The organism is Ferruginibacter paludis (assembly GCF_030409685.1).
Classification (GTDB): Bacteria; Bacteroidota; Bacteroidia; order Chitinophagales; family Chitinophagaceae; genus Ferruginibacter; species Ferruginibacter paludis.
This window is the reverse complement of the sequence record NZ_JAUFQJ010000008.1, coordinates 200,771-226,147: the sequence shown is the minus strand read 5'-3', so window position 1 is coordinate 226,147 and position 25,377 is coordinate 200,771. Positions and strand designations below refer to the sequence as shown.

The 25,377-nt window shown below is 37.9% G+C and carries 29 protein-coding genes and 1 riboswitch; of the genes, 21 read left to right on the top strand and 8 right to left on the bottom strand.

The features are described 5' to 3' along the window. Nucleotides 1-129: 129 nt before the first annotated feature. The 11 genes from QWZ08_RS16390 (at nt 130) to QWZ08_RS16340 (ending at nt 8,159) form a co-directional block, all read left to right on the top strand. Nucleotides 130-549 carry a DUF3806 domain-containing protein gene (locus tag QWZ08_RS16390; RefSeq protein ID WP_290338571.1) on the top strand — a complete coding sequence of 140 codons (420 nt, stop codon included), beginning with the start codon at nt 130-132 and terminating at the stop codon, nt 547-549. A 97-nt stretch (nt 550-646) separates the two neighbouring features. Next, nucleotides 647-982: a DMP19 family protein gene (locus tag QWZ08_RS16385; RefSeq protein ID WP_290338570.1), complete on the top strand. Its 336-nt coding sequence runs from the start codon at nt 647-649 to the stop codon at nt 980-982. Nucleotides 983-1,440: 458 nt separating this feature from the next. Continuing rightward, on the top strand, nt 1,441-2,193 hold the full coding sequence (locus tag QWZ08_RS16380; RefSeq protein WP_290338569.1) for a DUF2625 domain-containing protein: 753 nt from the start codon (nt 1,441-1,443) through the stop codon (nt 2,191-2,193). 84 nt (nt 2,194-2,277) lie between these two features. After that, the gene (locus QWZ08_RS16375; RefSeq protein WP_290338568.1) at nt 2,278-2,928 is read left to right on the top strand and encodes a hypothetical protein; all 651 of its coding nucleotides are present in this window, start codon (nt 2,278-2,280) and stop codon (nt 2,926-2,928) included. Between the two features lie 86 nt (nt 2,929-3,014). Then, nucleotides 3,015-3,872 carry a peroxiredoxin family protein gene (locus QWZ08_RS16370; protein ID WP_290338567.1) on the top strand — a complete coding sequence of 286 codons (858 nt, stop codon included), beginning with the start codon at nt 3,015-3,017 and terminating at the stop codon, nt 3,870-3,872. Further along, nucleotides 3,865-4,161: a TlpA family protein disulfide reductase gene (locus tag QWZ08_RS16365; protein WP_290338566.1), complete on the top strand. Its 297-nt coding sequence runs from the start codon at nt 3,865-3,867 to the stop codon at nt 4,159-4,161. The genes QWZ08_RS16370 and QWZ08_RS16365 overlap by 8 nt, the downstream gene beginning before the upstream one ends. A 382-nt stretch (nt 4,162-4,543) precedes the next feature. Then, the gene (locus QWZ08_RS16360; RefSeq protein WP_290338565.1) at nt 4,544-4,969 is read left to right on the top strand and encodes a hypothetical protein; all 426 of its coding nucleotides are present in this window, start codon (nt 4,544-4,546) and stop codon (nt 4,967-4,969) included. Nucleotides 4,970-5,329: 360 nt separating this feature from the next. After that, a riboswitch (TPP riboswitch) is annotated at nt 5,330-5,420 on the top strand. 64 nt (nt 5,421-5,484) lie between these two features. Then, complete coding sequence (locus tag QWZ08_RS16355; protein ID WP_290338564.1) at nt 5,485-6,207, top strand: class I SAM-dependent methyltransferase; 723 nt, start codon at nt 5,485-5,487, stop codon at nt 6,205-6,207. Next, nucleotides 6,207-7,262 (top strand): AIR synthase family protein, encoded by a 1,056-nt coding sequence (locus QWZ08_RS16350; protein WP_290338563.1) that lies wholly within the window; start codon nt 6,207-6,209, stop codon nt 7,260-7,262. The genes QWZ08_RS16355 and QWZ08_RS16350 overlap by 1 nt, the downstream gene beginning before the upstream one ends. After that, a complete protein-coding gene (locus QWZ08_RS16345) occupies nt 7,259-7,882 on the top strand; it encodes a thiamine phosphate synthase (protein ID WP_290338562.1) in 624 nt (207 codons plus the stop codon). The genes QWZ08_RS16350 and QWZ08_RS16345 overlap by 4 nt, the downstream gene beginning before the upstream one ends. Before the next feature lies 1 nt (nt 7,883). After that, nucleotides 7,884-8,159, top strand: coding sequence for a Trm112 family protein (locus tag QWZ08_RS16340; protein ID WP_290338561.1), 276 nt, complete (start codon nt 7,884-7,886; stop codon nt 8,157-8,159). A gap of 218 nt (nt 8,160-8,377) precedes the next feature. Here QWZ08_RS16340 and QWZ08_RS16335 read toward each other — a convergent pair whose 3' ends face one another. From QWZ08_RS16335 to QWZ08_RS16325, 3 genes are all read right to left on the bottom strand, one after another. Further along, nucleotides 8,378-8,848, bottom strand: a complete 471-nt coding sequence (locus QWZ08_RS16335) for a cupin domain-containing protein (protein ID WP_290338560.1) — start codon at nt 8,846-8,848, stop codon at nt 8,378-8,380. 103 nt (nt 8,849-8,951) lie between these two features. Further along, entirely contained in the window at nt 8,952-9,554 is a 603-nt protein-coding gene (locus QWZ08_RS16330; protein ID WP_290338559.1) for a Crp/Fnr family transcriptional regulator, read from the bottom strand. 243 nt (nt 9,555-9,797) lie between these two features. Further along, on the bottom strand, nt 9,798-10,442 hold the full coding sequence (locus QWZ08_RS16325) for a hypothetical protein (RefSeq protein ID WP_290338558.1): 645 nt from the start codon (nt 10,440-10,442) through the stop codon (nt 9,798-9,800). Between the two features lie 652 nt (nt 10,443-11,094). Between QWZ08_RS16325 and QWZ08_RS16320 the strand changes: the two genes are divergently transcribed. Both QWZ08_RS16320 and QWZ08_RS16315 read left to right on the top strand, forming a co-directional pair. Further along, the gene (locus QWZ08_RS16320) at nt 11,095-11,748 is read left to right on the top strand and encodes a hypothetical protein (protein WP_290338557.1); all 654 of its coding nucleotides are present in this window, start codon (nt 11,095-11,097) and stop codon (nt 11,746-11,748) included. A gap of 632 nt (nt 11,749-12,380) precedes the next feature. Beyond that, nucleotides 12,381-12,926 (top strand): cupin domain-containing protein, encoded by a 546-nt coding sequence (locus tag QWZ08_RS16315; RefSeq protein ID WP_290338556.1) that lies wholly within the window; start codon nt 12,381-12,383, stop codon nt 12,924-12,926. Between the two features lie 196 nt (nt 12,927-13,122). Here QWZ08_RS16315 and QWZ08_RS16310 read toward each other — a convergent pair whose 3' ends face one another. Further along, nucleotides 13,123-13,488, bottom strand: coding sequence for a hypothetical protein (locus tag QWZ08_RS16310; RefSeq protein WP_290338555.1), 366 nt, complete (start codon nt 13,486-13,488; stop codon nt 13,123-13,125). 654 nt (nt 13,489-14,142) lie between these two features. Between QWZ08_RS16310 and QWZ08_RS16305 the strand changes: the two genes are divergently transcribed. From QWZ08_RS16305 to QWZ08_RS16280, 6 genes are all read left to right on the top strand, one after another. Further along, nucleotides 14,143-14,604: an SgcJ/EcaC family oxidoreductase gene (locus QWZ08_RS16305; RefSeq protein WP_290338554.1), complete on the top strand. Its 462-nt coding sequence runs from the start codon at nt 14,143-14,145 to the stop codon at nt 14,602-14,604. A gap of 313 nt (nt 14,605-14,917) precedes the next feature. After that, nucleotides 14,918-15,796, top strand: a complete 879-nt coding sequence (locus QWZ08_RS16300; RefSeq protein ID WP_290338553.1) for a hypothetical protein — start codon at nt 14,918-14,920, stop codon at nt 15,794-15,796. Nucleotides 15,797-16,148: 352 nt separating this feature from the next. Next, complete coding sequence (locus QWZ08_RS16295) at nt 16,149-16,385, top strand: hypothetical protein (protein ID WP_290338552.1); 237 nt, start codon at nt 16,149-16,151, stop codon at nt 16,383-16,385. A 358-nt stretch (nt 16,386-16,743) separates the two neighbouring features. Further along, on the top strand, nt 16,744-17,856 hold the full coding sequence (locus QWZ08_RS16290) for an acyltransferase family protein (protein ID WP_290338550.1): 1,113 nt from the start codon (nt 16,744-16,746) through the stop codon (nt 17,854-17,856). Between the two features lie 294 nt (nt 17,857-18,150). Then, on the top strand, nt 18,151-19,002 hold the full coding sequence (locus tag QWZ08_RS16285; protein WP_290338549.1) for an SDR family NAD(P)-dependent oxidoreductase: 852 nt from the start codon (nt 18,151-18,153) through the stop codon (nt 19,000-19,002). Nucleotides 19,003-19,071: 69 nt separating this feature from the next. Next, complete coding sequence (locus QWZ08_RS16280; protein ID WP_290338548.1) at nt 19,072-19,992, top strand: helix-turn-helix domain-containing protein; 921 nt, start codon at nt 19,072-19,074, stop codon at nt 19,990-19,992. A gap of 164 nt (nt 19,993-20,156) precedes the next feature. Here the strand turns inward: QWZ08_RS16280 and QWZ08_RS16275 are convergent, their stop codons facing one another. The 3 genes from QWZ08_RS16275 to QWZ08_RS16265 form a co-directional block, all read right to left on the bottom strand. Continuing rightward, nucleotides 20,157-20,924 carry an alpha/beta fold hydrolase gene (locus QWZ08_RS16275; protein ID WP_290338547.1) on the bottom strand — a complete coding sequence of 256 codons (768 nt, stop codon included), beginning with the start codon at nt 20,922-20,924 and terminating at the stop codon, nt 20,157-20,159. Nucleotides 20,925-21,051: 127 nt separating this feature from the next. Beyond that, nucleotides 21,052-21,900 carry a helix-turn-helix domain-containing protein gene (locus QWZ08_RS16270; RefSeq protein ID WP_290338546.1) on the bottom strand — a complete coding sequence of 283 codons (849 nt, stop codon included), beginning with the start codon at nt 21,898-21,900 and terminating at the stop codon, nt 21,052-21,054. A gap of 326 nt (nt 21,901-22,226) precedes the next feature. Further along, nucleotides 22,227-22,478: a hypothetical protein gene (locus QWZ08_RS16265; protein WP_290338545.1), complete on the bottom strand. Its 252-nt coding sequence runs from the start codon at nt 22,476-22,478 to the stop codon at nt 22,227-22,229. Nucleotides 22,479-22,856: 378 nt separating this feature from the next. Between QWZ08_RS16265 and QWZ08_RS16260 the strand changes: the two genes are divergently transcribed. Beyond that, complete coding sequence (locus tag QWZ08_RS16260; RefSeq protein ID WP_290338544.1) at nt 22,857-23,198, top strand: hypothetical protein; 342 nt, start codon at nt 22,857-22,859, stop codon at nt 23,196-23,198. A 170-nt stretch (nt 23,199-23,368) separates the two neighbouring features. Here QWZ08_RS16260 and QWZ08_RS16255 read toward each other — a convergent pair whose 3' ends face one another. Further along, nucleotides 23,369-23,956, bottom strand: a complete 588-nt coding sequence (locus QWZ08_RS16255) for a hypothetical protein (RefSeq protein ID WP_290338543.1) — start codon at nt 23,954-23,956, stop codon at nt 23,369-23,371. Nucleotides 23,957-24,070: 114 nt separating this feature from the next. On the opposite strand from QWZ08_RS16255, the gene QWZ08_RS16250 reads away from it, so the two are divergent. Next, nucleotides 24,071-25,168: a hypothetical protein gene (locus QWZ08_RS16250; protein ID WP_290338542.1), complete on the top strand. Its 1,098-nt coding sequence runs from the start codon at nt 24,071-24,073 to the stop codon at nt 25,166-25,168. The last annotated feature ends 209 nt before the right edge of the window (nt 25,169-25,377 follow it).

Below are 25,377 nucleotides of genomic sequence, written 5' to 3'. Positions count from 1 at the left end.
GACCAGCATCTTTGAACTTTAGTAAAAACAACGAACTTTTAATTATAAATTTAGCAGCGGTACTGGGCGGACGAATGGAAATATCCCAACACATAAAGCCCTGGACGTTGTACGCTAATACCTTTCAACATGCAACAGATTTCTGCATTGACAGACAAGATGGTTAAATATATCGAGTCCAAAAGAAATTGGGTCAAGGATCATTATACACCCGAAGCAATCAACGAATACAATACAATTTCTGGAAAGCTGACTTTGTTGGACACAATTTTACAATCAAATTGGATCGAGAAAGATGAAACTTACAAACTGCAAAGTCTTGGAATCACTTTGGGTGACATACTCGTTCAGGAAATGAGTTTTGTTTGGATAGAAGTTGATGACGAATTTGGCAAGTCACCAGCCCTCCAACTACCGGACACCACATTAATATTGTATCCTTTAACAATGATATCTAAAAGAATTGAAGCAGGTGAGGATGTTGATATTTATGAACTATACAACGGACTGAAAGAAAAAATTAATGAAGTAAAATTCGAGGCCGGATAGTACAGCGTACAACATTTCTGTCCCGGCAGTTCATATGTTTGAATCGGCTTTAAGTGTTTTTAGATTTACATTCTAAAAATTACAGTCATGCAAACATATGAACTGTCGGGACAAAAGAGAAATAAATAATGGCGGCTTTAATCAATATTTCTGCAACTCAAGTGGTGACAATGCACACGAAACAATTTTATCAATCGAATCAATTGGTGCACACAAGACAGCAGACATTTTACAAAAAGCAATTGACCAATTCCCTAATAAAACTGTTCCAAAGGACAGAGATGAACGAACAGAAATAGTTGAACAAATTGAAGAAGTTGCTGACGAAGTTTGGGGCGAACTTGACGAAAAGTTTTTTGAATATGAAGACGACTTGAATACTTTAAACATTGAGTCGTCAAGAAATATAAAGACTTTTTCTAACAAAAAGTAACGACAAAAGGAATAGCCAAATTTCGTTCGACAAAATTTGCTTCCATGGTTGGTGCATCTTCAATCCCCATTTGGTCCAAGGGCACTTTTCCAAATCAGCGGGCTCTTGCATTGGCCCATATGGTCCAAGGGCACTCTCCCAATCAGCGGGCTCTTGCATTTGGCGCAAGCTTGGTAGCAAAGGGATCATCCCTGGGGGGCCTTTTAATCGCATTCTATTGTACGACTATTACCCAACAACTACGTTTACAATCATAAAAGTTACGTTCACGTAATGCCTGGTTGGTGAAATAGTTGTTTTGAGAACTATCGGGTATCTTCAGCTTTTTATTATTGCTTCGCCGGCCAAGAATCAAAAAATCTTCGTTGCGTTAAAGAAGACAGACAGCATTATGAAGGAGATTGATAAAATTGAAATAGAATGGTCTTCAGCATTATAACCGCCACTTCACTACTAATATGAAAAAACTTATTGCAGCAATTATTTTAACGTTTGTAAGCCTGGTCATTTTTGCCCAATATAAAATGCGTACGGTTGATCAGTTGATTAACCGGGCAGAGCCCGGCTGGCCAACTGTTAAGCAATGGATTGATTCAGCAAAAAATAAAGTAGAAGTGCTGCCGGTTGATACTATAAAGGCCAAAGATGTGCTTTATAAAACGCAGGTAACAACCCGTTCTATAATGGGCGCCATTGTTTTTTCTACCGGTGGTATGTTGATTGATAATGGCTGGATCAGGATATTGGGTTCTGGCAGTGCGGCAATGCAAAGAACACTTCCAGATTGGAATAAAGGCAAAGCATTTAAAGCGTTTGGCGACCCGCCGGTTTACTTTTTAGTTGCAGATGATGCAGCAGGAGGTTACTTCGCAATTAATTATGGTTTGTTTGGAAACGATGTTGAGAGCATGTACTACCTGTCGCCGGACAACTTGAAATGGGAAGCGCTTAATATGAATTACGAAGATTTTATCTGGTTTTGTTTTACCGGTGACTTAAATAAATTTTATACCGGCATCAGGTGGAGATCATGGAAAAAAGATATGGAAACATTGAAAGCGGATGAAGTATTTCACATTATGCCCCCCTTATGGTCAAAGGAAGGTCGCGACATAGAAAAGAGTATAAAAAAAGCAGTGCCATGTGAGGAGCTCTTTTCTTATACACTCGAATTGCAGAAAACATTGGGAATTCAAAAAAGCGGTAATTAACATCAGCTGAACCAGGGTTTTTCAATAGCAAACAGTAACTCTGCATTTATTTCATAAACAATAAAAAATTACAACTAATCTGGTATGAAACATCCGCTACCCATTATTCTTTTACTAATAACAATTGTGCTAACCACCATGAGCTTCGAATGCCGTAAAGAAGGTCCGCCTCCTCCGCCGCCTGTGTATGAGTTTGAGGAAAAAATATCGCTGACACCCTACAAAAAAACGTACGCTGTTAATGATACCATCCGGGTGCAATTTGAAACAACTGATAAAAGCTTATTTGATAAATTAAGCGGTAAAAAAGTGGCGACGGATACTACCTATTTGCAGGCAGATTTTTCCTGTTATAAAATATACCGGCCGGACTATGATACCGTTACCTTTTGCGATGTAAAAATTGATGACCCGGTGGCGCCCACTTTAGTAACGCTGTATCCATATCATGGCTTGCTTAGCTATCAAACAGCCTGCAACAGTAACAACTATAATTTAAAAATGGAGTTTATTCCTAAAAAGCCCGGCATCTATTCCTTACAGCCCCATATTAAATTGATGTATTGCCCCAATAAAACGATCGGGCAACCTATAACTTCCCGGTTTATTTTTAATTTAAATGATTGCAATAAAGACGTATGGCTTACCATACCGCCAGCCTCAAGGGGTGGGGAATTGGGTAGTACCGATGTAGCAATTGATAACAAAGAAAACTTTGTGTTCAGGGTAGAGTAGGGAGGAAGTTTGCTTAGCTGATTTAATTTTAACCATCGTTTTGTTACGGGCTTTTACAACGTCACCGTTCGCTTAAAATGGATATAATGAATGTGAAAATATTTTTTCCGCTTTTGATTCTATTTGTGCTCTCCAGTTTAGTCGTTTGGGGTCACAAAAGTTATCATGTAACAATTAAGCTAAATAAGCAAATTAGTTTTAGCCAGCTTGAAGTATACGTAGATGATGGAAAGGCGCAAAAGCGTATTGAAATCAAGGATTCTCAGAACCTGGTTTTTACAATAAAGGGCGATTACTACTCCTATTATGCAATCATTAAACTTAAATATCCTATAGCAGGTATGATGACAGAATATTTTGAAAACCGCTTTTTTGTTAGAGAAAAAGCTGCTGTAATAACTTTTAAAAAAGTAGATGACGGTATATCTCCTTTTGAGAATTACTCTCTTATAAATGCAGTTGATCTAAAAAAAGAAAAAGATGGCATGGCTGCAAACAGTGCCATCGAAATAAATAATCGACGGTCTTTTCAGTTACAACACGATAAAGAAATTTATTACGGAACTGACACAGCTATTCAAAAGGAATATTTCAGGCTTCATAATCTGGTTTTAAAAAAAGACTTTGATTATACGCTCAGCAATGGAAATTCATACTATGCGTTTGTCAATTTTAGAAGAAATTTCCTTAACCTGTTGTCGCCGGATTCGACACTACGGATTTTTAATAAAACATTTCCTGAAAAATTTAAAAATAGTGAGGAAGGTAACACGATAAAAAAATATTTGCAGGGTAAATTAACCGTTAAGGTAAATAATATAGCGCCGGACTTTACCACAAAAGATATTAACGGTGATAAAATTTCGCTGTATTCTTTTCGCAATAAAAAATATGTATTGCTAACTTTTTGGGCTACCTGGCCCGTGCATAGCAGAAATGCCTAAAATAAAGGCATTACATAGTAGATACCCTAATAGTCTTGAAATTATATCTGTAGCATACAGTTCTAACTATGCTGCCTATCATAAAGCTATTAAAGATAACAGCATGAATTGGGTGAATATCTATGGAGATTCGACGCTGATAAATGATTATGGTGGCCGAACTGGTATCCCAAGAATTTACTTAATTGATAAGAGTGGTAAAATAATTTATGATAATACCGCCGAAGAACATGGGGACAGTGATTTAAAAAATTTAGAGCTTAAGGTCAGTAATTTACTATCCCAGTAGCAAAGAATTTATTGAGCCCCGGCGAGGTATTCACAGAAGCAAATAACAATTATGACACTACTCTCAGGGCGATTCTATTGACGCCAAAACTTTCAATGTGAATTTGCTTGCTGAAGGACTCGCCACAAACCAAATACTATAACGTGCAAATTGATGTAGCCAACCCTGATAGGAGGCGAGTCCTGCAGTTTATGCTGGTTGTTTGATTGTAATAATTTGTGCAGAGACATCGCCTGGGAAGATTTTAAATGGGAGACTGAGAGCGGAAGAAGCTTGTTGGATCATCCTTTTCCTGGTTATTGTATTTGCGTAACTACCAGCATTTAAATGTAACATCTTTCTCTGAAAAATAATATCTTTCATCCATGACAAGATACCACCAATGAAAACAAAACAGCATTTTACTTTTGGATTTGTGTATGTTATATTTTTGTTGCTGCAAGGCTGCGATTGTATAAACCCAGATTGCAATCAAACGGTTGGTTTTACTTTGATTGACCGGATCTCCAAAAAGGACCTGATTTTTGGCGGTAATCCAACTTACTTTAAAGATTCAATGAGTATAAGAACCAATCAAATTCCTTATTATTCCCCCGTCAGTTTTATGGATTCCGCCAGTTTATATTTACCTGCTGCAGACACAATTTATTTACGGCTGAATAGTGTTGAACAGGACACCTTGATTGTAAGTTACAATCGTTCAAAAGCTTCTTATTGCTGCCACAACGGGTATGCTTCTCCAACTTATTTAGTTTTCAATGGTAAGCGTACCAATATACAAGGCAGTAAATTTTCACTTGAAAAATAAGATGATCTGCCATGCCGGAATGCGGGCGGTCTTTCGCCATTGCCGGAATATGTTATTATTCTTTTCTGTCCCGGAGCTTACTTGCAGGCCTCTGCACGCCAAAACTTTCAATTTGAATTAACTTGTTGAATGACTCGCCGCAAACCAAACACTGCAGCGTATAAAATTGATGCATCCAGCCCTGATAGACGGCAAGATTCTGCAACTTGTGCCGGTTGTTTGATTATAATAATTCGTGCAGATACATCGCCTGCGAAGTTATTGAAATCGAGACTTGGCGTGGAAGAAGTTTTTGAATTGGAGACCCGGAGCGGAAGGAATTTTTTGTAAACGAAAAAATATTCTGTGTATATTCGCCGGTACAAAAGCACGGGGTGCCTTTTAATGGCTGAGATGATACCCGCTACCTGATTTGGATAATGCCAACGTAGGGATGCAAGTTGAAAAAAAATATTTCAAACTCCATCCATTGGTTTTTCCTGGGATGGAGTTTTGTTTTTTATTAAATGACAGAAATGGATATAGAAAAATTTTCAAGTGGATTAATTCCTCAAACACAACAAAACTGGCAGGGAAGACCAGAATGGTTTTTCAATCGTGAACACACCGACACCTATGAGCAATGGTATGAAGGAAGGTATAAGCGTGCCGAAATCTGGCAAAAAAAAATTATGGAACAGCTTGTTTCTAATGACAATCGTATCAAAACATTATTAGAGTTTGGTTGTGGAACGGCACGTTTTACCAGGTGGTGGAAAGAAATAGGTATTGAAGCCACAGGAGGCGACATTTCTCCCCTTATGCTATCGCAGGCAAAACATCTTTTTGAAGGCGATTTGGTAATGGCAGATTCGCACTATATGCCTTTCAAAGACCACAGTTTTGATGCACTTGCATTCATTACAACTTTTGAATATTACAAAGACCCTGTAAAAGTTATTCGGGAAGCGGCAAGGGTAGGCAAATATGGTATAGCAATGGGAATGATGAACCGCTACTCCACCAAAGTAGTAAGAAGAAGAGTTCAACAATTATTTGGAAAAAATCCTTTTTACGTAACGGCCACTTTTTACTCGCCACAAAAACTGACGGACATAATCCATGAAGCACTTGAAGGACGGGAATATTCTATTCACTGGACTTGCACAGGGCTCCCAAAGTGGTTTCCTGTTCAACAATGGAGACTACCATTTGGTGATTTTTTCGGCTTGTATATACAGTTAAAAGATGTGGACTAATGAGCGAAAAACTTGGCAAAATAGAGCATCATTTGATCGAACAACTCATTTCTACCAAATGCGGTTATCAACGCAATGAAGTAATTGCGGGGGCACAGTTTGGCGTAGATGTTTCGGTTATTGATTTACCGGGTGATGTCGCTTTGGCATTAACCAGCGACCCGTTATCGCTGATCCCTTCGCTTGGTTTGCAGGAATCGGCATGGTTATCTGTTCATCTTATGGCAAATGACATGGCTACAACAGGATATGCGCCAATGTATGGTCAGTTTGTATTAAATCTACCTTCCTCATTTTCAAAAAACGACTTCAAAGTATATTGGGAATACATTCATAAATTTTGTTCAGAAATAAAAATTGCCATTACAGGAGGACACACCGGTTTTATTGAAGGGCAAAACTCATCCATTGCAGGAGGCGGAACGCTTGTTACGGTAGCTCCTAAAAATAAAATACTGTTATCAAAATCAGCAAAATCGGGAAATGCGATACTGGTAACTAAATCCTGTGCAATATCCTCTGCCGCAATTCTTGCAATGAGTTTTCCTGAAACAGTAAAGAAAAAAGCAGGAATAGAAATTTTCCAATACGCCTGCAATTCATTTTATCATACGTCATCATTGCAGGATGCTTTAATTGCTGTAGGTGAAAACAATGAGTATTCAAATGTTACTGCTATGCATGATGTAACCGAAGGCGGTGTGTTGGGAGCTATTTATGAATTGGCTATTGCTTCAAATAATGGAGCTGTTATCTACAACAACAAATTGCCCATTGCAGAAGTTCAGGCAGAAATTTGTACCATTTTCGGTTTAGACCCGAGGTATTGCATAGGTGCTGGTTCTATGATCATCACTTGTGAAAAAGAAGCATCTGATGAAGTAGTTGCCCGTTTGGCTAAAAGAAATATTCCCTGTGTAGAAGTTGGTGAATTGTGCGAAAAGAAAAACGGGATAACACTGGTTGAAAACGATGAAAAATCGGACTTAAAATATTTTGAGGAGGACCCTTATTGGGCGGCATTCTTTAATGCGTTAAAAGAAGGTTGGAAATGAAAATACAGAATGGCATTTATCTTATTATTGACCCGTCAATGGACAGAAATGTTTTATTGAGAAAGTTAAAGGAAATCATTTACGAAGATATCGCTGCCATACAAATTTGGGACAACTTTAAACCGAATGAAAATCCGGTAGAATTGATTAACGGGATATTACAATTGTGCTATACTAAAAACTTTCCCGTGCTTATCAATAACCAGTGGGAATTATTGAAGCAGACCAGTTTAGACGGTGTTCATTTTGATAAAGTGCAGGATAATATAAGTCAATTGAAATGTGAATTAGGCAGAGAAATCATTACAGGTATCACTTGCAATAATGACCTTTCTGTTGTTAAATGGGCAAACGAAAACGAGCTTGACTATATTTCATTTTGCTCTATGTTTCCATCATCAACAGCAAATAGTTGTGAATTAATAACTTTTAATACAATTAAAGAAGCCCGAAAAATTACGGCACTACCTGTTTTTCTGGCAGGAGGAATAAAGCCGGAAAATATAGAAATGCTAAACGAATTGAATTATTCAGGCATTGCAGTAGTGTCAGGAATAATGAATATCGACAAACCTGTTGAAGCATTAAAAAAGTATCAGCAAAAAATAAAAACAAGTTAGGATGAGAATAGAAACAATTAAAAAACTCTGCTGTTCATTTGACAAAACGGATTTGAAATTAACAGTAATATCAACGGATGTTCAGGATAATATTTTAGAAGGATTTTTACTCTGCATTGAGTGTAAGCGAATTTATCCCATCGTATCAGGAATACCCATTATGAGCCCGGATGAATACAGGGAATTTAAATTAGAGCAACCTTTGTTGGAGCTTTGGACAAAAGATAATGTATCCGATAGTTTTCGGCTCATCTCAAACAAAGCAGAAAACAAATAATAAGCCCACAATTGAATTCATTTTTAAACACCGTTGATTTTAAGGACAGCATGGCTAAAGTCAATCGAATCAAAAACATTTACTATTACATGAAATAGCCCTACCAACAACGGCGAAAAATGGGACAGCATCCTGCGCCAGATGGGGCATAGGAGCAAACCGATGTTAGCGGCTGCCAATCTGCTTGTTTATCAAATATGTATTTTATAACTTCCAGGTTAATCCTGGCTTAACGGAGGTCCAAGAAGAGTCATTTCATATTTTTCAAAGAGCTGAGCGACTACCTTTTTATCTGGTGAACCATTGTGCATAAGAGGTCCCAGTTCCGCAAAAAATTTATGACCTCCTCCGGGGGTATAAACAACAATAATTTCTGCCCCCTCATTGGTGAGGTTAAGGAAGGCATGCGGCACTTTCGATGGCAGGTAGGCAAAGTCCCCTTCGTTGAGATAGAAAATTTCATCACCTATCCGAACTTTAAACTTGCCTTTAAGAACGTGAATTGTTTCCTCCTGCTTATGATGCACATGCAAAGGCGGGCCTCCATATGGTGCTACCTCTACAATAAAATAATCGAATGCACCACCAGTATCTTCGCCAGTGAGTTTGAAGATAAGGTCGCGACCCGGACCAGACTGTAATCTTAATCCCTCTTTGGGGGTTAACATCTTGGTTTGAGTTAAAGTCATGTCTTTGTTTTTTTGTGAGCAAGTAATTAACGATACAAAGGTGCATTGCTAAAAATGCTAAACACTTAACCTGGGTTAAGAAATGAAAAGGGGGAAAAAAAATTCAATGTTTATTGGTCAGCCTGTTTCTCATTCGGCTGAGCGATTGCGGTTCGATGTTCAAATAAGATGCAATGTGTTGCAATGGAATACGCTGAAAAATATGAGGCTGTTTTTCTATTAATTTGAGATAGCGTTCTTCTGCAGACAGGGTTTTCATTTCTTCAATTCTGTTTCTTGAAGCACTTGCTGAGCGGAGCATTTTAAAAGAATACCATTGTGTGAGTTTAGATATTTCCTTTTCTGCTTTTTGAAAGTTTTCTTTTGAAATTACCAGTAGTTCAGAGTCTTCCAGCAATTGGATATAGTTTGTTCCCGGTTTGCCAGAATAGTAACTATCGAAGTCACCAAGCCACCAATCTTCAAATGCAAAGAATAAAATCCGTTCATGTCCCTGTTCATCCAATACAAAGTTTCTTGCACAACCTTTATTAAGATAAGCTTTTGCATGGCAGCATTCACCGGCTCTTAAGTAGTAATCTTTTTTAGTAACTGTTTTAACCGTAAAGTATGACAAGAACAGTGCAAACTCTTCCTCAGTAAATGCGAATGTTTGCCTGAATAATTCTACAAACTTGTGATTTATATTTTTTAAATCAACTTCCATTGATGGTTGTTTGTTTATGTTTGCCGCCATTTGTTTGCCACTAACGTTCCAGGGATTTATGCTGTTGGGATATTTGCCATTGTGCCGCCCGGAACCGATGTTAAATTTATAATTAAAAGTTCATTTATTTTACAAAAGATCAGAGTTGCTGGTCAAGCCGAAACTGAAGACTGGCTTTGCTTTTGGCTGATGTTAGTTGGTCAAGCCCCTATAGCATAAAACCTTCTGTTGGCTGTAGTTTTTCTACTCATCGTTGTTTTTAATTTCCAGTTTCATTTGTTGTCCGTACAAAATAAGTTGTGGAATGAAAAGTAAGAAAATAAATAATTGTCCAGATGAAAAACCTTTACGAGCAATAAAAATAGCAACGTTGACAAATGCTATAGCGATTACAGCAATATTTATTCGATAAGCTGTTTTTAAATATCCTTTGTCAGCCCACTCACGCCAACTATTAATTACTCTTACATTATTGTTTTTCGAAAAAGCTTGTAAAAAGCCTATGAGTTTAAAATTGTCTTGCGGCTTTACTTTAGTTGTGTTGAGGTAAACGGTTTTGCCATCTGTTATTAGCTTTCGTAAAAATTGGCCATTGTCTATAACTATTGTTTTTATATCTGCAAGGTTTACGTCAGCAACTTCTTTGTAATTAAAGACAATTTTCTTTGTCCACGAAAAATGCAGCCGTTCATTGTCAATAGAAATTGTCAACTGCCCAACTGTGAAATAATAATAGACCAATAAATAAAAAACAAATAAGAGTAGTCCCCAAATAAAGCTGCCTAATTCAAGTCCTAAAAGAAGAAGTCCTGTAAACGCAAATGGCAAAAGAAAAAGTCCGAATAGAACTCTTGATTGTCTAAATATGGTGAGCTTAAATGTTTGCAAGGTCAAATAAAATTACAGCCAACGCTTGTTTTACGCAATTAAAAATACAGCATTGCGTCAATCCGTCAAAAAGTATTGGATTTGCGTAATCTCGAGGGCGAGTCTCTTCACGCCAACACTTTCGATGCCAATTAGCTTGCTGAAGGACTTGCCGCAAACCAAACACTATTGCGCATAAATTGATGCACCCAGCCCTGATAGGCGGTGAGTCCTGCAGCTTATGCTGCCTGTTTGATTAAAATAATTTGTGCAGCAACATCGCTTGGGAAGTTATTGAATTGGAAGACCTTGGAGCAGAAGAAAAATGTGTAAGTATCCCGAACGCTGCTACATGCCTTAATTAAGGTCTTTTACTTTCGATTTTGCAAGTAAGATAATTTCTTTTCGATTCCAGTCTTTGGGTGAAAGAGCTTACGCTAACCACGGAAGCAAATATTACTATTGGCAAAAAATGCAAATCACTCTTGCTATTATTTGCAGAAAATGCAATTCCACTTGTTGTCAGGCGATATTTAGTAGTAATGAATACATGCCATTATCAGCGGTCTCATTAATGGCAGTTTAAGCACTTTTTTTACAAAAGCAAAGCACAAGTCAATTTTAGTTTAGGAGAAGTGTGAAATAGTTTTGTCCTTAATTAAACCAAATTAAAATGAAAGCAATCATTCAACTAACAACCCTCTTTTTTATTTATTGCCCGGTATTTAGCCAGGTTAAATACACCAGCACTAATAAAAATTCAGGCGTATATCTTTATACCAGGCCGACCGGCAGATCGCTGTGGGGCGAAATAAATTTAGGCTATTCAAACAATGGCGTAAAGGGCAGTTTTGCCATAAATTACCGGGTACGGAATGTATTGTATGGTGTAGGTTATTATAAATCGCATATCTGTTACGACCACTACCAAAAGCACGATTGCTTCCTGGATACAGAAGACAGTCAGAATCATAAAACAGTAAAATACATATCCGTGTTTTCAGGTTTTATTTTACCCGGTAAATTGAGCCCCAGCTTATCTTTTGGTATTTCGTGGATAAAATTTACTTACCTAACCGCTAAACCAATTGAACACAATGTAACGCTGCCGCGAATATGGCAAACAATTGTAGGAAGTGATTATACTAAAGAAAGATTAAGTCTGCGTACAATCAATACAATTGGCATTCCGGTTGGTATAAATCTGCATTTTAAACCTAAGCATTTTGCAGGTATAGATGCAGCGCTAAATACAAATGTAAATTTGCACAGTGTTATTGTTTCAGGTGGCATAGGCATTCATTTGGGCAGAATAATCAGAAGGTAATCAGTGATACGCAGTACCTGATCTTAGAAGTTGTTTAAAGCAATATTTTTATTTGCAGCTTAAGGCTGGTGTATTCACCAATTCTGGTCAAATTTTAAAAAAAACCAGCGACTGCTTACTGCTTATCAATAATCTTTCCAAGGCGAGGCTCTTTACGTCAAAACTTTCAATAGGAATTAGCTTGCTGAAGGACTCTCTGCTTTCAAGGCAAGTCTCTTCACGCCAAAACATGTGATGTAAATTAGCTTGCTGAATGACTCACCACAAACCAAATACTATAACGTGCAAATTGATGTAGCCAACCCGGATAGGAGGCGAGTCCTGCAGTTTATGCTGGTTGTTTGATTGTAATAATTTTACAGAGACATCGCCTTGACTTTTCGAATGGGAGCCGGGGAGGACTAAAAATAGTAATACAGGAAGATAATGCAGCTTACGTGTAACTGATCAGCGCCGGCTAAGAATAGAAAAATATAACTGCAAGTTCAGCGTGATGATAAGCAGGGATGCATATTTTCTTTGGTTATTGTTTGGTTAATGTGGTAGCAAAAGAAGATCCCGTAAAAAAAGGACCTACCTTATAACATGCAATTTTATTTCAGGAAAGGTGTACACTTTTAAAATTTAAAATAATGGAAAAAAGGACTTTCGTTAATCCCGCCATAAACGATGCTGCCACGTTTCTAAAAACCGCTGCAGAAACAAATGGAGCGTATACTCTTTTAGAAATAGATTTGGGAAAGAGTGACGGACCGCCTTTACATTATCACAAAGCATTTTCAGAAAAATTTCAGGTACAGGAAGGCATTCTATACCTGCAGGTTGGAAAGCAAAAAAAAATACTAAAGGCCGGTGAATCGGTAACTGTTCCTGCGGGAACACCGCATCGGTTTTATAACGAAGCAAATGACCAGGTTAAATTTCAGATAACGCTGCAACCGGGACATACCGGGATGGAGAATTTTATAAAAATATTCTACGGTCTTGCAGCAGATGGGCTTACTGATGAAAAAGGAAAACCAAAAAAATTTGCCCATCTTGCGGTAGCATTAATAATATCAGATTCAAATGCTCCGGGATGGATGTCACTGCTTTCGCCTCTTATCCGGGCTGCCGCCAGGCGTGCTAAAAAAGATGGAACAGAAAAGTGGTTGTTAGACCGATATTGCTCAGCATAAATTTGCAACGCCTATCATTAGATCTAAAACACTTATAATAAAAGGGCTTTTATTTTTTTAGTAAACGCAATGGCTGCCTTGATTTTATAAAACCTTCAGCGCCGGGGTTAACGAATAGCGAACTGTAGTAAATAAAAACTGTTGAGCTAAAACGCCAAACAGTTAACATCCAATTTTAGTTCGCCCTGCTTCTTTATTATTTGATAGTTATCAAAAACCTTTGCGTTATTTTTCCACCACCCTGATCAAAAGCATCTATAATAATGTAGGTATTAGCAGTAATGCCCGTTACCAGGTAGGAAAAATCATATTCATTTTTATTTTTTGCAGTTGCATCATCAATAAGAAAAGGAGTTGTTTGTCCCTCTTTGGTTAACACAACTTTATTAAGACTAACTGCCGAGCTGATATGACCTGTGATCGTGTATTCACCACTTGAATTGCATATACCCTGGGCAACATTATTGCTAAAAGTAAGTTGGGGATGGGTGCTTTGTTTTTTACAAGACAAAATAAAAAACAGGGCAAATAATGCCGTTACAAGAAAAGATTTAGTTTTCATTTGGTGGGTATTGGTGGTTTAATGGTAAGACTATGTAACAAACGACTATTGATGTACTATATTGCTTTTCAAAAATGGCAAAGCCTTTTTCATTTCCTCACCTGTCCCTGCTGCAATAGAGTTACCCGGATAAATCTTAAAAGTTGGTGAATCAGTAACTGTTCCGGCGGATAAAATATTAATTAGAGGAGCTTAAACGTTTATTTAGTTCAGCTTGTATCAGAGATAGCTCATACTCTTGTTGCTCTATATTTATGTAACCCTTTTCAACAATTATTTCGGTCAACTGCACTGTCTGTTGAGCCAGCATATCTATCAAGGTCTGTGTATCTAATTCCTGTAAGTCTGGCATTTTGGTAGAACTTTTTTAATTACCAGCAAAAACTATGCGATACAGATGATTCAGGAAAATTTACAAAAAATAAGATTTAAAAAGACTAAGTCTTTGAACATATTGAACCCAGGCTGTGGTTTGGGCAGGACAAACAACTTTCAACTTTAGTTCTTATATTCAACTTTATATTTTCAATCAGCAGCGGTTGTCGGCAGACGGAATTCCCAACCTGCATAAAGCCCTGCCCCTTGGTGGCAAGCCTAAAACGACACCACTAATGGACGATTCACAATATTTTTAAAGCTTTTTATTTGACAGCTATGAATTTTTATTTCACTTTACTTTTGACCTTCATTCTATCACATTCTGCAATTGGACAAAATTCAAGAAACGAGCAACTGGTGAAAGATGTAGTTTTAGCTTTTCAGGAAGACTTTAATGAGGGAGGATTTAAGAAAGCGGTATTTTACACGACAAAAGATTGGGAACACATTAACCCTGGCGGAGGAATTACAAAAGGACGGGAAGCTGTTTTGAAAGAAGTCAGGGCTGTACATCAGACATTTTTAAAAGGTGTTTCGCTGACAATTGAAAGTATGACAATCCGATTTTTGACCCCGACAGTTGCAATTGCCGATGTTGTTCACAAAAGTAGCGACTATGAATTACCACAAGGAGTAAAGCATCAAAATGAACGACAAATGAAAACCTATGTAATTGTGAAACGGCAAAACAAATGGTTGCTGACACTTGACCAAAACACAGTTATTATTGGACATTGACCGACGAGAGAAGGCCAGCCACCATCATCGCATTTGCAAAATACGGGGTAGGACAAACAAAGTTCAGCATCAGTCCGCTCACTATCATTTGTTTGGCGTGACATCTTTCTTTTAATAATTTCGTTTCAATTAATAATTTTCTTTCTTTTAAGCATTTTCACCGGGCAGGACCAGCAACAAATTCCCAGTACATTCGCAAATGCGCAACGTTAGGGACAATTTAAAAACGACACATTGACAAGAAGACACTTCATGCCATCGCAAATGCTCAACGTTCGCTGTTATTTTAAAATCACTAAAACTTTCTGACTTTATGAAATCAACAACATTTAAGCGGAACGCAGCACAGATATATCTTTCCCTCGTTCCTTTCGTAGTTACTTTTTTAGCCTTTACAACCGGCCACGTCAGTTACAAAATATATTTACCCATTTGGATTATTAATGCTTGCCTCATGATAACAGCTGCCTGGTTTCTGGGAGCTCATGTTGTCAAAAAAAATGATACTGAAAAAAAGCATTTGGCTATTGTTGCCTGTCTCTTGCTTGCGCCTACCTTATTGACTTCCATTTTTGGGGGTATGGGTGCTCCGCCAGACACCATTAAAGAATGGGTGATAACTGCTACTGAACAACAAGTAAGGTTTTCTTTTCTAATATTGAGTGGAATACTGATAGGTTTTGGATTAATTCTTTTAAGAGATAAATTAACTGGCACAGGTGGAAATTTTTATGCCCAGCTTGGTTCGGCTGCCATTATCATTGCCCTACCACTCCTGGTTTTTAATATGTCTTTCTGGCACAGTCTTGCCTTAGAAGCATTTAAACTTAAAGTTGCTTCGGCATCAGAAAAAGTACCTGACTGGTTCCTGGCTATGCGAACTTTGGATTGGATATTAACGATAGTGGAGTTTTGCCTGACTTATGTTGCTATAATAGCATTTGCAGCCGCATTAAGATCTGCCAATTGGTTTCGCAAAATTCCTTCACGCATTTATATCATCATAAGTTCAGTGGCCATTATATGTATCCTGCTGTATCCATTATACCCCGGATCCACCATGTTTTCAGGTTTTCCATATTACCCGTTTATGATACCAGCAATACCCTTTTTTATGCTTTACTTTATTGGATTAAACTTATTACGGAACGCAGGTACTGATGACCAACAACTTTATGCAGAAATAACATAAAAAACAACAGCCAACAACTAAGGCTTCGTTGGGTGCTCAGCACCAACAATGAAGCCTGATGTTGAACGAAACCGGCAAAATGTAAAGGTGGCATTGTAGTATGGAGTTGTCGTTTTGCAACCTGGGCGCTGCCATTGATAGACTGGGTACGTTTTTTTTAGTCAGTTGTTTTCTTCGGCGTTCTGGTGTTTTAATACATCTTAGTTCCAGGTTTAGTCTCTTCGCGCCGAAACTTTCAATGTGAATTAGCTTGCTGCAGGACTCGCCACTAACCAAACACTTAGCCTATCGTTAATATACCCCGCCCTGACATGCGGCGACTCCTGCAGCCAGGTTATTTGATGATACTATTTTGTGCAGTGACATCGCCTGGGAAGTTGTTGAATGGGAGACTCAAAGGCAAAAAGGTATTTCTGGCGATGGCTTTATTGTGGTAACTGATGTAATGGAAAGAGAAAATAAACGAATATCTGTTAAAGCGATGAGGGGTATAAAGTCATTTTCTATGCCAGGCATTAGGAAGATGGTAAAAAGTATTTATCGTGTAGAAGTAATGGTGGATAGTGATCTTATTATTTCATTGAGTTGAATTGTTCAGCACCAGGATTTTGGTGAAGTACTTATTTCTAAAACACAGCGCAATTAAAAAACTGATGCTTCACTGCTTTCTGCACTGAATCCTGATGTCGGATAAAACTCACACTTATAACGCAGGTGTTTATCGCGAAGACTCATCCGGGTGCTTTCTTATTTTCATAGTAATTACTACGACTGCATTTATCAGCCAAAAGATACAAAATGGGGAAAGAATGAAATAAGCTGTAAAAGTGAAAGGTTGTAGATGGCATATATTGCAGATGACGGCTAAATGGGCGGTAGCGTAAATTCACATGAATAGTGTGAAGAAAATGTAATAACAGCAAGACCTCAAAATAATGAACTAAAGAATGGACAATAACAAATTGGGTACAAAACCCCACTACCAGATTTTAGATGGACTGAGGGGCGTGGCAGCTATTATCGTGGTATGTTTTCATCTTGCCGAACCTCTTGCCAGCAACCACCTGGACAATGTTGTAAACCATGGTTACCTGGCAGTTGATTTTTTCTTTCTGCTGTCTGGTTATGTAATTGGATATGCCTATGATGACAGGTGGAACAAACTAACCATTGGGGGCTTTCTCCGGCGCCGGATAGAACGGCTGCAACCACTGGTTGTATTGGGCATGACGCTTGGCGCCATAGGCTTTTATTTTACCGACTCAACCATATGGCCACTCATTCACACAGTTCCGCTGTGGAAGCTAATGGTGGTGATGTTGATAGGGTATACTATTTTACCCATCCCACTTTCAATGGATATACGAGGCTGGCAGGAGATGCACCCGCTCAACAGTGTTGGCTGGTCATTATTTTTCGAGTACATCGCCAATATACTCTATGCGATTGGGCTAAGAAAATTATCTAATAAGGCATTGACTTTTTTTGTAGTACTGGCGGGCGCAGTATTGTTGCATTATGCGGTTACCAACCCCAACGGAGACGTTACCGGTGGCTGGACATTGAATTTCGAACACATGCGTGTTGGCATCACCCGTACGATATTCCCATTTTTTGCCGGTTTGCTTTTATCAAGGATAGCAAGGCCGGTCCATATCAAAAATGCGTTTGTATGGTGTAGCCTGCTGGTGGCGGCCGTCTTATTTATGCCGAGACCCGGCGGCACCGAACAGGGCTGGATGAATGGTCTGTACGAAGCGTTTTGCATCATCATTGTCTTTCCACTAATTGTATATATGGGCTCCGGCGGTGTGGTGCGTAATCAAACAGAAAATAAAATTTGTAGTTTCCTCGGTAATCTTTCTTATCCTTTATACATGACGCATTATGTGCTTGTGTATTTTTATGTAGCATGGGTTAGCAATCACCCCGGCATTACATTAGGGCAGGCCTGGCCATATGCGCTGCTCACTTTTTCCGGAGCCATCGTATTGGCTTATGCAAGCTTGAAGTGGTACGATGAACCAGTAAGAGGGTGGTTGCGAAAAAAGTGGAAGTAGCAACAAGACAATTATATCATTTTACCATTTCATCGCATTTTTAGGTAGTTTACCTTCCTTGCAAAGTCTTCTCCCGCACCAGTAGCCAGGTTGTATATTATGGCGCAGCTGGCGTAATCAACTTCATGCAACGTGCCGGCTATGCTATAAAAGCCCTTCCTGTAAAAGTAACGTTTGATAACTGCTATATGATTTTCCCAATTTCTCATTTTGACTACAAACACCCTCAATTTGGCTACAACCGGTAAATAACAGTTGTTGACTTTTGTGTAACAAAAATCAAAACAGAAAAATATGGAACAACAAAATGAAAAGTCAACCGGTAAGGTTTGGTTTATAACCGGCGCTTCCCGAGGGTTTGGAAGGGTTTGGGCAGCTGCTGCGCTAAAGCGTGGCGATAAGGTGGCGGCTACTGCAAGAAAACTTTCCAGTATTGCAGATTTGAAAGAACAATACGGGGTAAATGTGTTAACGCTTGAACTGGACGTGACAAATACCGAACAGGTAAAGACAGCCGTTGCGCAGGCACATGCGCATTTTGGCAGGCTTGATATCGTACTTAACAATGCCGGGTATTCGCTGGTTGGCACCATTGAAGAAGCCAGTGCTGAAGAAGTGAAGGCGATGTACGATACCAATATTTTCGGCGCACTAGCAGTTATACAGGCAGCACTGCCACTACTGCGCCAGCAAGGCAGTGGGCACATACTCGGTACTTCCAGCAATCTCGGGCATGTTGTGTTGCCGGTGATCGGTTATTATTGTTCTTCTAAATGGGCTTTCGAAGCCATTCATGAAAGCCTTGCTCTGGAGGTAAAACCTTTTGGTATTAACGTGACCATTATTGAGCCCGGCGCTTATGCCACGGAGTTTGGTAGCCAGGAGTCTTTAAAATTTGCCGCAGGCCTGGACATTTATGCGGATTATAAACAGCATTTTTTCAGTACCTTAAAAGACCTGGAAAGAGGTGATCCGGAAGCAACGCCTGAAGCAATTTTCAAAGTGGTTGATGCGGACAATCCACCACTGCGTTTTTTCCTCGGCAGTCATAATTTGCCATGGGTAAAACAAGCTTACGGAGAGCGTTTGGCTGAGTGGGAAGAATGGCAGGCTGTTTCCAACGCAGCCCAGGGCATTGCGAAGTAATTTTTTAAGATATCAATTACAACCGGCCGTTAAACATACTGCGGGTTATAATTGTATTAAATTGACAACATGAAAAAGGAAGAGCATACACCACATAGTTTTAGGTCGCTTTCAGAAGCAGCCCGGGCTTTTGGACTGCCCGAGCCACAGCATCCCCTGATATGCATGCTGGGCGCTGAAAGTAACCAGGTGATTGAAAACAATTTTCCACAATCACATGTACTTAGTTTTTATAAAATCTCTTACAAGCCAAGGCTTAGCGGCAGGGTTAAATATGGCCAGCATTATTATGATTTTGATGAAGGCGGCTTGCTGTTTGCTGCTCCCAACCAGGTAATAGGCAGTAATGCAGATCATGGCGGTGTATGCTCATTTTATACCCTGCTGATACACCCGGATTTTTTCCTCACCTATCCGTTGGCAAAAAAAATAAAACAGTATGGCTTCTTTTCTTATTCTGCCAACGAAGCTTTGCATTTATCGGATAAGGAAAAGGCAACCATCATTTCTATTTTTAGTATCATTGAAGAAGAGTTAAACAGCAGGATCGACGATTTTAGTCACGATGTGATAATCTCGCAAATTGAGTTACTGCTCAATTACGCCAATCGTTTTTACAAGCGACAGTTCATTACCCGTAAAACACTCAGCAACGACCTGTTGCAAAAGCTGGAAGAGATACTGGACAATTATTTTAACAACGAAAAATCCCTAAGCAGGGGCATACCAACGGTACAGTATCTGTCGGAGCAGCTCAACATTTCCGCCAGTTATTTAAGTGATATGCTGCGTTCATTAACCGGCCAAAATACGCAACAACATATTCACCATAAACTAATAGAAAAAGCAAAAGAAAAACTATCCACTACCAACCTCACGGTAAGTGAAGTTGCTTACGAATTGGGCTTTGAACATCCACAGTCTTTTAGTAAGTTGTTTAAAACAAAAACCAGTCAATCGCCTTTGGAATTCAGGCAGTCGTTTAATTGAATATAGAACCACACATGCCATTTATCACAGGCGTCATAACCAGGAGAGGTCTTTATTGGTACAATGGGAGGGCAATAGAAGCATTGGCGATCTTTATGCATGCAGCTTATTGCCAACCCTTTATTGGCGGTTCGTATTTCACACAGTTAAAATAAAAAGTCCATTTAGTAAACTTCATTTAATATGGCTGCAAGTTCTTCCGGCATAGAAAAAAAGGGGGAATGGCTGCTTGGGAGGGTATAAACTTTTTTACAAGGCACATGTGTTGAAAGAGCGGTCTTGTCAAGGTCTTTACTTTTTGTACAAAGTATGTAGTATTTGGGAATGGCTCCATAAATACTGTCCGTTACCTTAACGGGCATGGCTAATGGAGCAAATGCCTGTCTTGATAGGTTTGCTTTGGCAAATTCAATGTCTTCCGCAGAGCAATCATCATAAAAAAATTGCTGCGCCATTTCGGGTTTAAATACAGCTGTTTTTTTATCTTCAGAAGGCGTTATACAATCCGCTATTGTCAGGTCATTGGAGGCCGATGGAGGTAATTGTTTCTGCACCATTTCTACCAGTGAAAATACAGATTCTCCATTTTTGGGTATAAAAGCATCTAAGTAAACTAATGCGGCTATTTTATCAGTTCCTGATTCTTCGGCTGCCTGGGCAATTACAACACCGCCCGAGGAGTGCCCTACTAATATTACTTGCCCCGTTTGTTCATTGGCTACAGCCACTACTTTTTTTACATCATCATCTAATGTGATGTTCGTTGGATTTGTAGTGTCGTTACCATGTCCGGGTAAATCTATTGCAACAACTTTATGTCCTTTGGCTTCCAGCAATGAAACAATTTTGTGCCAGCACCATGCACCATGCCATGCGCCGTGAACCAGAATAAATGTTTTGTCAGAAGTTTGAGAAAATACATTTGTTGACATAAATAAGGGTATTAAAAATTAGAAAAAAGATATGCAGTATGTAAGTAAGTTTTATCAATCAAAATTGAAACTTTTACCATATTCCAAAGTGGTAAAAAAAGGACATTTTTTAGAATGGCAATAATGCTTATTGAACGCGGCTTCGATAAAGTTCGCCCGTAAGTCCAAGCATGCTTTCGGGAGAATTGTTTTCAAGTAAATGAAATTCGTTTGGAGTAAATCCTGTGAAATCTTTATAATCTTTTACTAAATGCTGATAATCAAAATAGCCGCATCCGATGGCTATCCTGAGCCAATCAAAAGCAGGAAATGCGTTTTTTGTATTGAATGCTTTAGTAAACCGTATGATCCTTGCATAAGTTTTAGGATTAACACCCGTTCTTTCGTGGAATTTTCTTTTGAATTGTTTTGTACTAAGACAACTTTCCTTTGCTAACCAGTCAAGCGTAACATGATCCCGTTTGTGCATCATCGAATTACTTACGGAGTCTAACAGGTGAAAGTCTTTTTGCTTATTTCTTACAAGGTCAGCTACATAGTTATTGATAATTAAAAGCATTTCACTATAACTTTTTGCATGTTGTAACTGCTCCTGAATAAAGCGGACACTTTTCGGCAAAATATAGTCTGCATGTACAAGTTGATTGGTAAGTTCAAAAGCCGGCACTCCGGTTAGCCGGTACAAACCGGTTGGTTGAAAAACTACCTGCACATTTAAAAAATTTCTCTGGAAGTATCGCCTGTTAATTGTAGTCTGCTGCCCTATGATAACCGGAAGCTGAATTTCCTTTACGGTAAAATTGCTTAGTTCAACTTTCAGGCTGTCCTGAAGAATAAAATAAAGACATTCTTCCGGCTTGGGCGGATATACCTTGAATGGAATTTGAGTGAATTTGTCAAATTGAAAATGAACAATTCTATAACATTGAACAAACTCCCTAAGTGCAGCATCCGGAAGAAATTCTTTTAAAATCATAATTTAAGATTTTAAATTTAGCATGTAAGTAAAAATACATTTCCCGAAGTTTACTTTTCCATCCGGCATGACCACGAACTTTTTTAGCGCAATTAAAAATAATACAATACTTAAATCCGTCAAAAAATAAAGTATTTATTTAGCTTTCCAATATTTTTTAACTGCAGTCGGCGCTGATAGTAGGATATTCCTGCAGCTATGCTGGATGTTTGTTTATAATAATTTGCGAAGTGGCATCGCCTGGGAAATTTTTGAATGGGAAAACTCAGAGCGGAAGAAATGCTCAGCCCCGATTGTACAAAAGCTCATTCAGAGCGGTTTATTATTTAAGTGCTTCTCTTGATTTCCTGAATCTCCCTTTTAATTTGACTTGCTTGCTTTATTGTCTTAACTGACATAATAAGCAATATGATAAAAACCGGAAAAATGACCAACGGGCTAATTTTCTCATTTGGAATAAAATATCTCACTGCTAAAAAGTGAGCACAAAAAAGAAGGAATATTGCTATGTAGCGGAAAAGCAATTTATAAAAACTTTTTTTGAGTAATTGTAATTTGTCTTTTTCTTCTTGGCTCATTGTCTGAGATATTAAATATACATTTCGGCTAACGTTTGACTTTACGCAACTAAAATAACGCATTGCATCAATCCTTCAAAAAGCATTGTATTTGCATAACCATGGTAGTATAAATTTTATTTCCATGGCGAGTGTCTTCACGCCAAAACTTTCGATGTAAATTAGCTTGCTGAAGTACTTGCCGCAAACCAAATACTATAGCGTATAAATTGATGTACCCAGCCCTGATAGGCGGTGAGCCCTGCAGCTTATGCTGGTTGTTTGATTATAATAATTTGTGCAGAGACATGGCCTGCGAAGTTTTTGAATTGAAGACTCAGAGCCTTAGAAAACGTTCTTTTTTTTCGTGATAGATGAAAGGCTTTTTAACTTTACAAAATGAAAAAAGTATCAACGCAAATAAAAGCGGTTAAAATTATCTCTGATCTCAGAAACAAAATAAATACGTCCGATAGTTTAGAGAACATAATTGAGTTGATTCAAAAGGCTATTCTTATTGGAGTCAACGTTCCGGCATATCCGGGTTCTATTTTTAAACGAAAATCAAGAATTGAAGCAGTGGCCACTTTGGATAGGGAGTTAGAATGGTTTAAAAAAGCAAAGTTTTTAGATTTAGAATTGGCTAAATTTCAAATTGTGTATTCTTTGGGTACATTAGCCATGTCTTATGTTGAATGCGGTATTAGTGAAGTGAACGATATCGCTTATAGTAAGGTCTAATCTGTCTCCAAGATTAGCTAAAACTAAAATTGGAAAATTAAATCGCTCAATAACTTACTGTGTAAAAGTCGTCGCCGAAAAAAGAGTTCTTGAATTGAAGTCTCCAAGCGGAGGAAAAGCCAGCATCAATGAGAAAAATCGGACTTAAATATATGGGCAGTCAACTGCGATTAGAAGAAATTACGCCAGTATACCTTCAAGGATGTTCCATAAAGTGTTCTTTCGTAACATTCTGGGCTAAAAGTAAATTCAATCAAGAGCGTTTGGTAGTCCTCCCTGGTGTAAATAACAAGTGGCGACAGTTTATTATCTATTTGCCAATTTGGGTTCAGGGCATTTAGATGATAATGATAGCTTTCTTTTATTCCATCAATTACTTTACCTCCAGGGTCAAAATTGCTTAAGGATAGGTCGGTAAATTCGTTATCTAATATTTTTCTTAGATCTTTCAATAACCGATTAGTTGGGTTTATGAAATCGTCCAAAATTCTTTTCTGTTTTTTAAATTGAATTATGACTCCATTAAAATCATTTTTTGGATCGCTTAATTTTCGTATTTCTATTTCAAATTGTTTATAGGTGGAATTGACCCCGGTTGTATCTCTGTTAACAAAGTATTGCTTGTTAGCCGACGGGCTAGAAGGCGTAAACTTGAGGATACTATAAACCCTCTCTTTAATTATGTCAATATTCTCCAGCGTAATTATCGGCTTGATAATTTTGTCCAGTTCTTCGTAAGTAAGTTGATTATTGAGCATAAATCTATATAATAATGAATCAGTTATTTTATATCACCCTGCATAAGATGTTAGTGTTCATCAATGGAAGACAACGTTTGTATAATTGTTTACTTAAAGTTAATTTGCTAATTAATGGAAAATTTAGTTTTAAAAAATGAAAAGGAAAAGCTTTTTCTAAACAAGCTGATTTTATCTAAGGATATTTATGATTATCCAGAGGTTAAAAATGAAAAAGAATTTAGGCATTATATAATATTCAGAAACCATGAAAGATCATGGGTTTTGGACCAGTTATATGACGAGGTGGAAGATAATCTATTACTACTATCAAATAAAGATTCTAGAACTGTGTATTTAAGACGCTTGCTGAAAAATATAGAAAGAATCAAATTACTTCAAAATGAAAGAATAGATGCTTTCAATGAAAAGATGACGGAAGATTACGAATTTGTATTAAGCTATCCTGGTAAACCTCAAATTGTATTTTCGACTTCGAAAATTATCTTGATACATAGCATTGCAGCCGGCCTTTTCTATTTAGATTTATTTGAACTATTCGTTACGGCGCAGCTTGAAATTGAACTACAAACAGAAGAAATTTCATTAGTGGAAAAAGTAAATTTTGAGGATCTAATTAATGATGCTTTTATAAGATTTATTTACAGCATGCAGCGAGATTTAAAAGTCAGCAAATTATTAAAAGCTGATTTTGCGGCATATGAAAAACGAGAGGATTCGAGGACAAGTTATTTGTTTAATAAATTTGAAGTCATGGGAGAACTCAAATGTAATTATCAGCATCACATTGGCAGTTCCGGAACAGGCAAAACAGAAGGGATTGCAGATTTCTCAATTTCTGATATTACAGGAAAGCCAATTGCACTGTGTGAAGCTTTCAATCATGAAGCTCTTAATAAAAAAGTAGTTAAAGAACATTTGACTAAAATCTTCTCGTATAATTCCCAACGATTAAATCTTTGGTATGTAATAATTTATTATGAAGGCAATTTTAAAGATTTTCACACCAGTTACAATAATTATTTAGAGTATGTTAACAACATTGAATTTGAATTTAAGCTTGAACAAATAAGAGATATTACCGAAACATTTTCTGCAATTCAAAGCGAAGGAATTAAAGTTGCAAAAGCCAAACATTTTTGGAACAAAGACAAACTAGCCGTTTCCAATGGCTTTCATTTTTTCATTGATATCTCAGGAAATTCAAAATAACAAAGTGGATTTAATACCAATATTGCATTCCTCTTGTTGTTCCCCAAAGCTGTAAAAGTAAAAGAGGGCGATGCAACGATGCCCCACAAAGCTTCTTAGCCCGGACCAAAACTGTATTTCTTTTTTGCTCAAATGCCGGCCAGATCATTCCTTCCAAAAAACATTTTATAATTCATGACAGTACATGACAGTTGCAAAACATTGTTCCC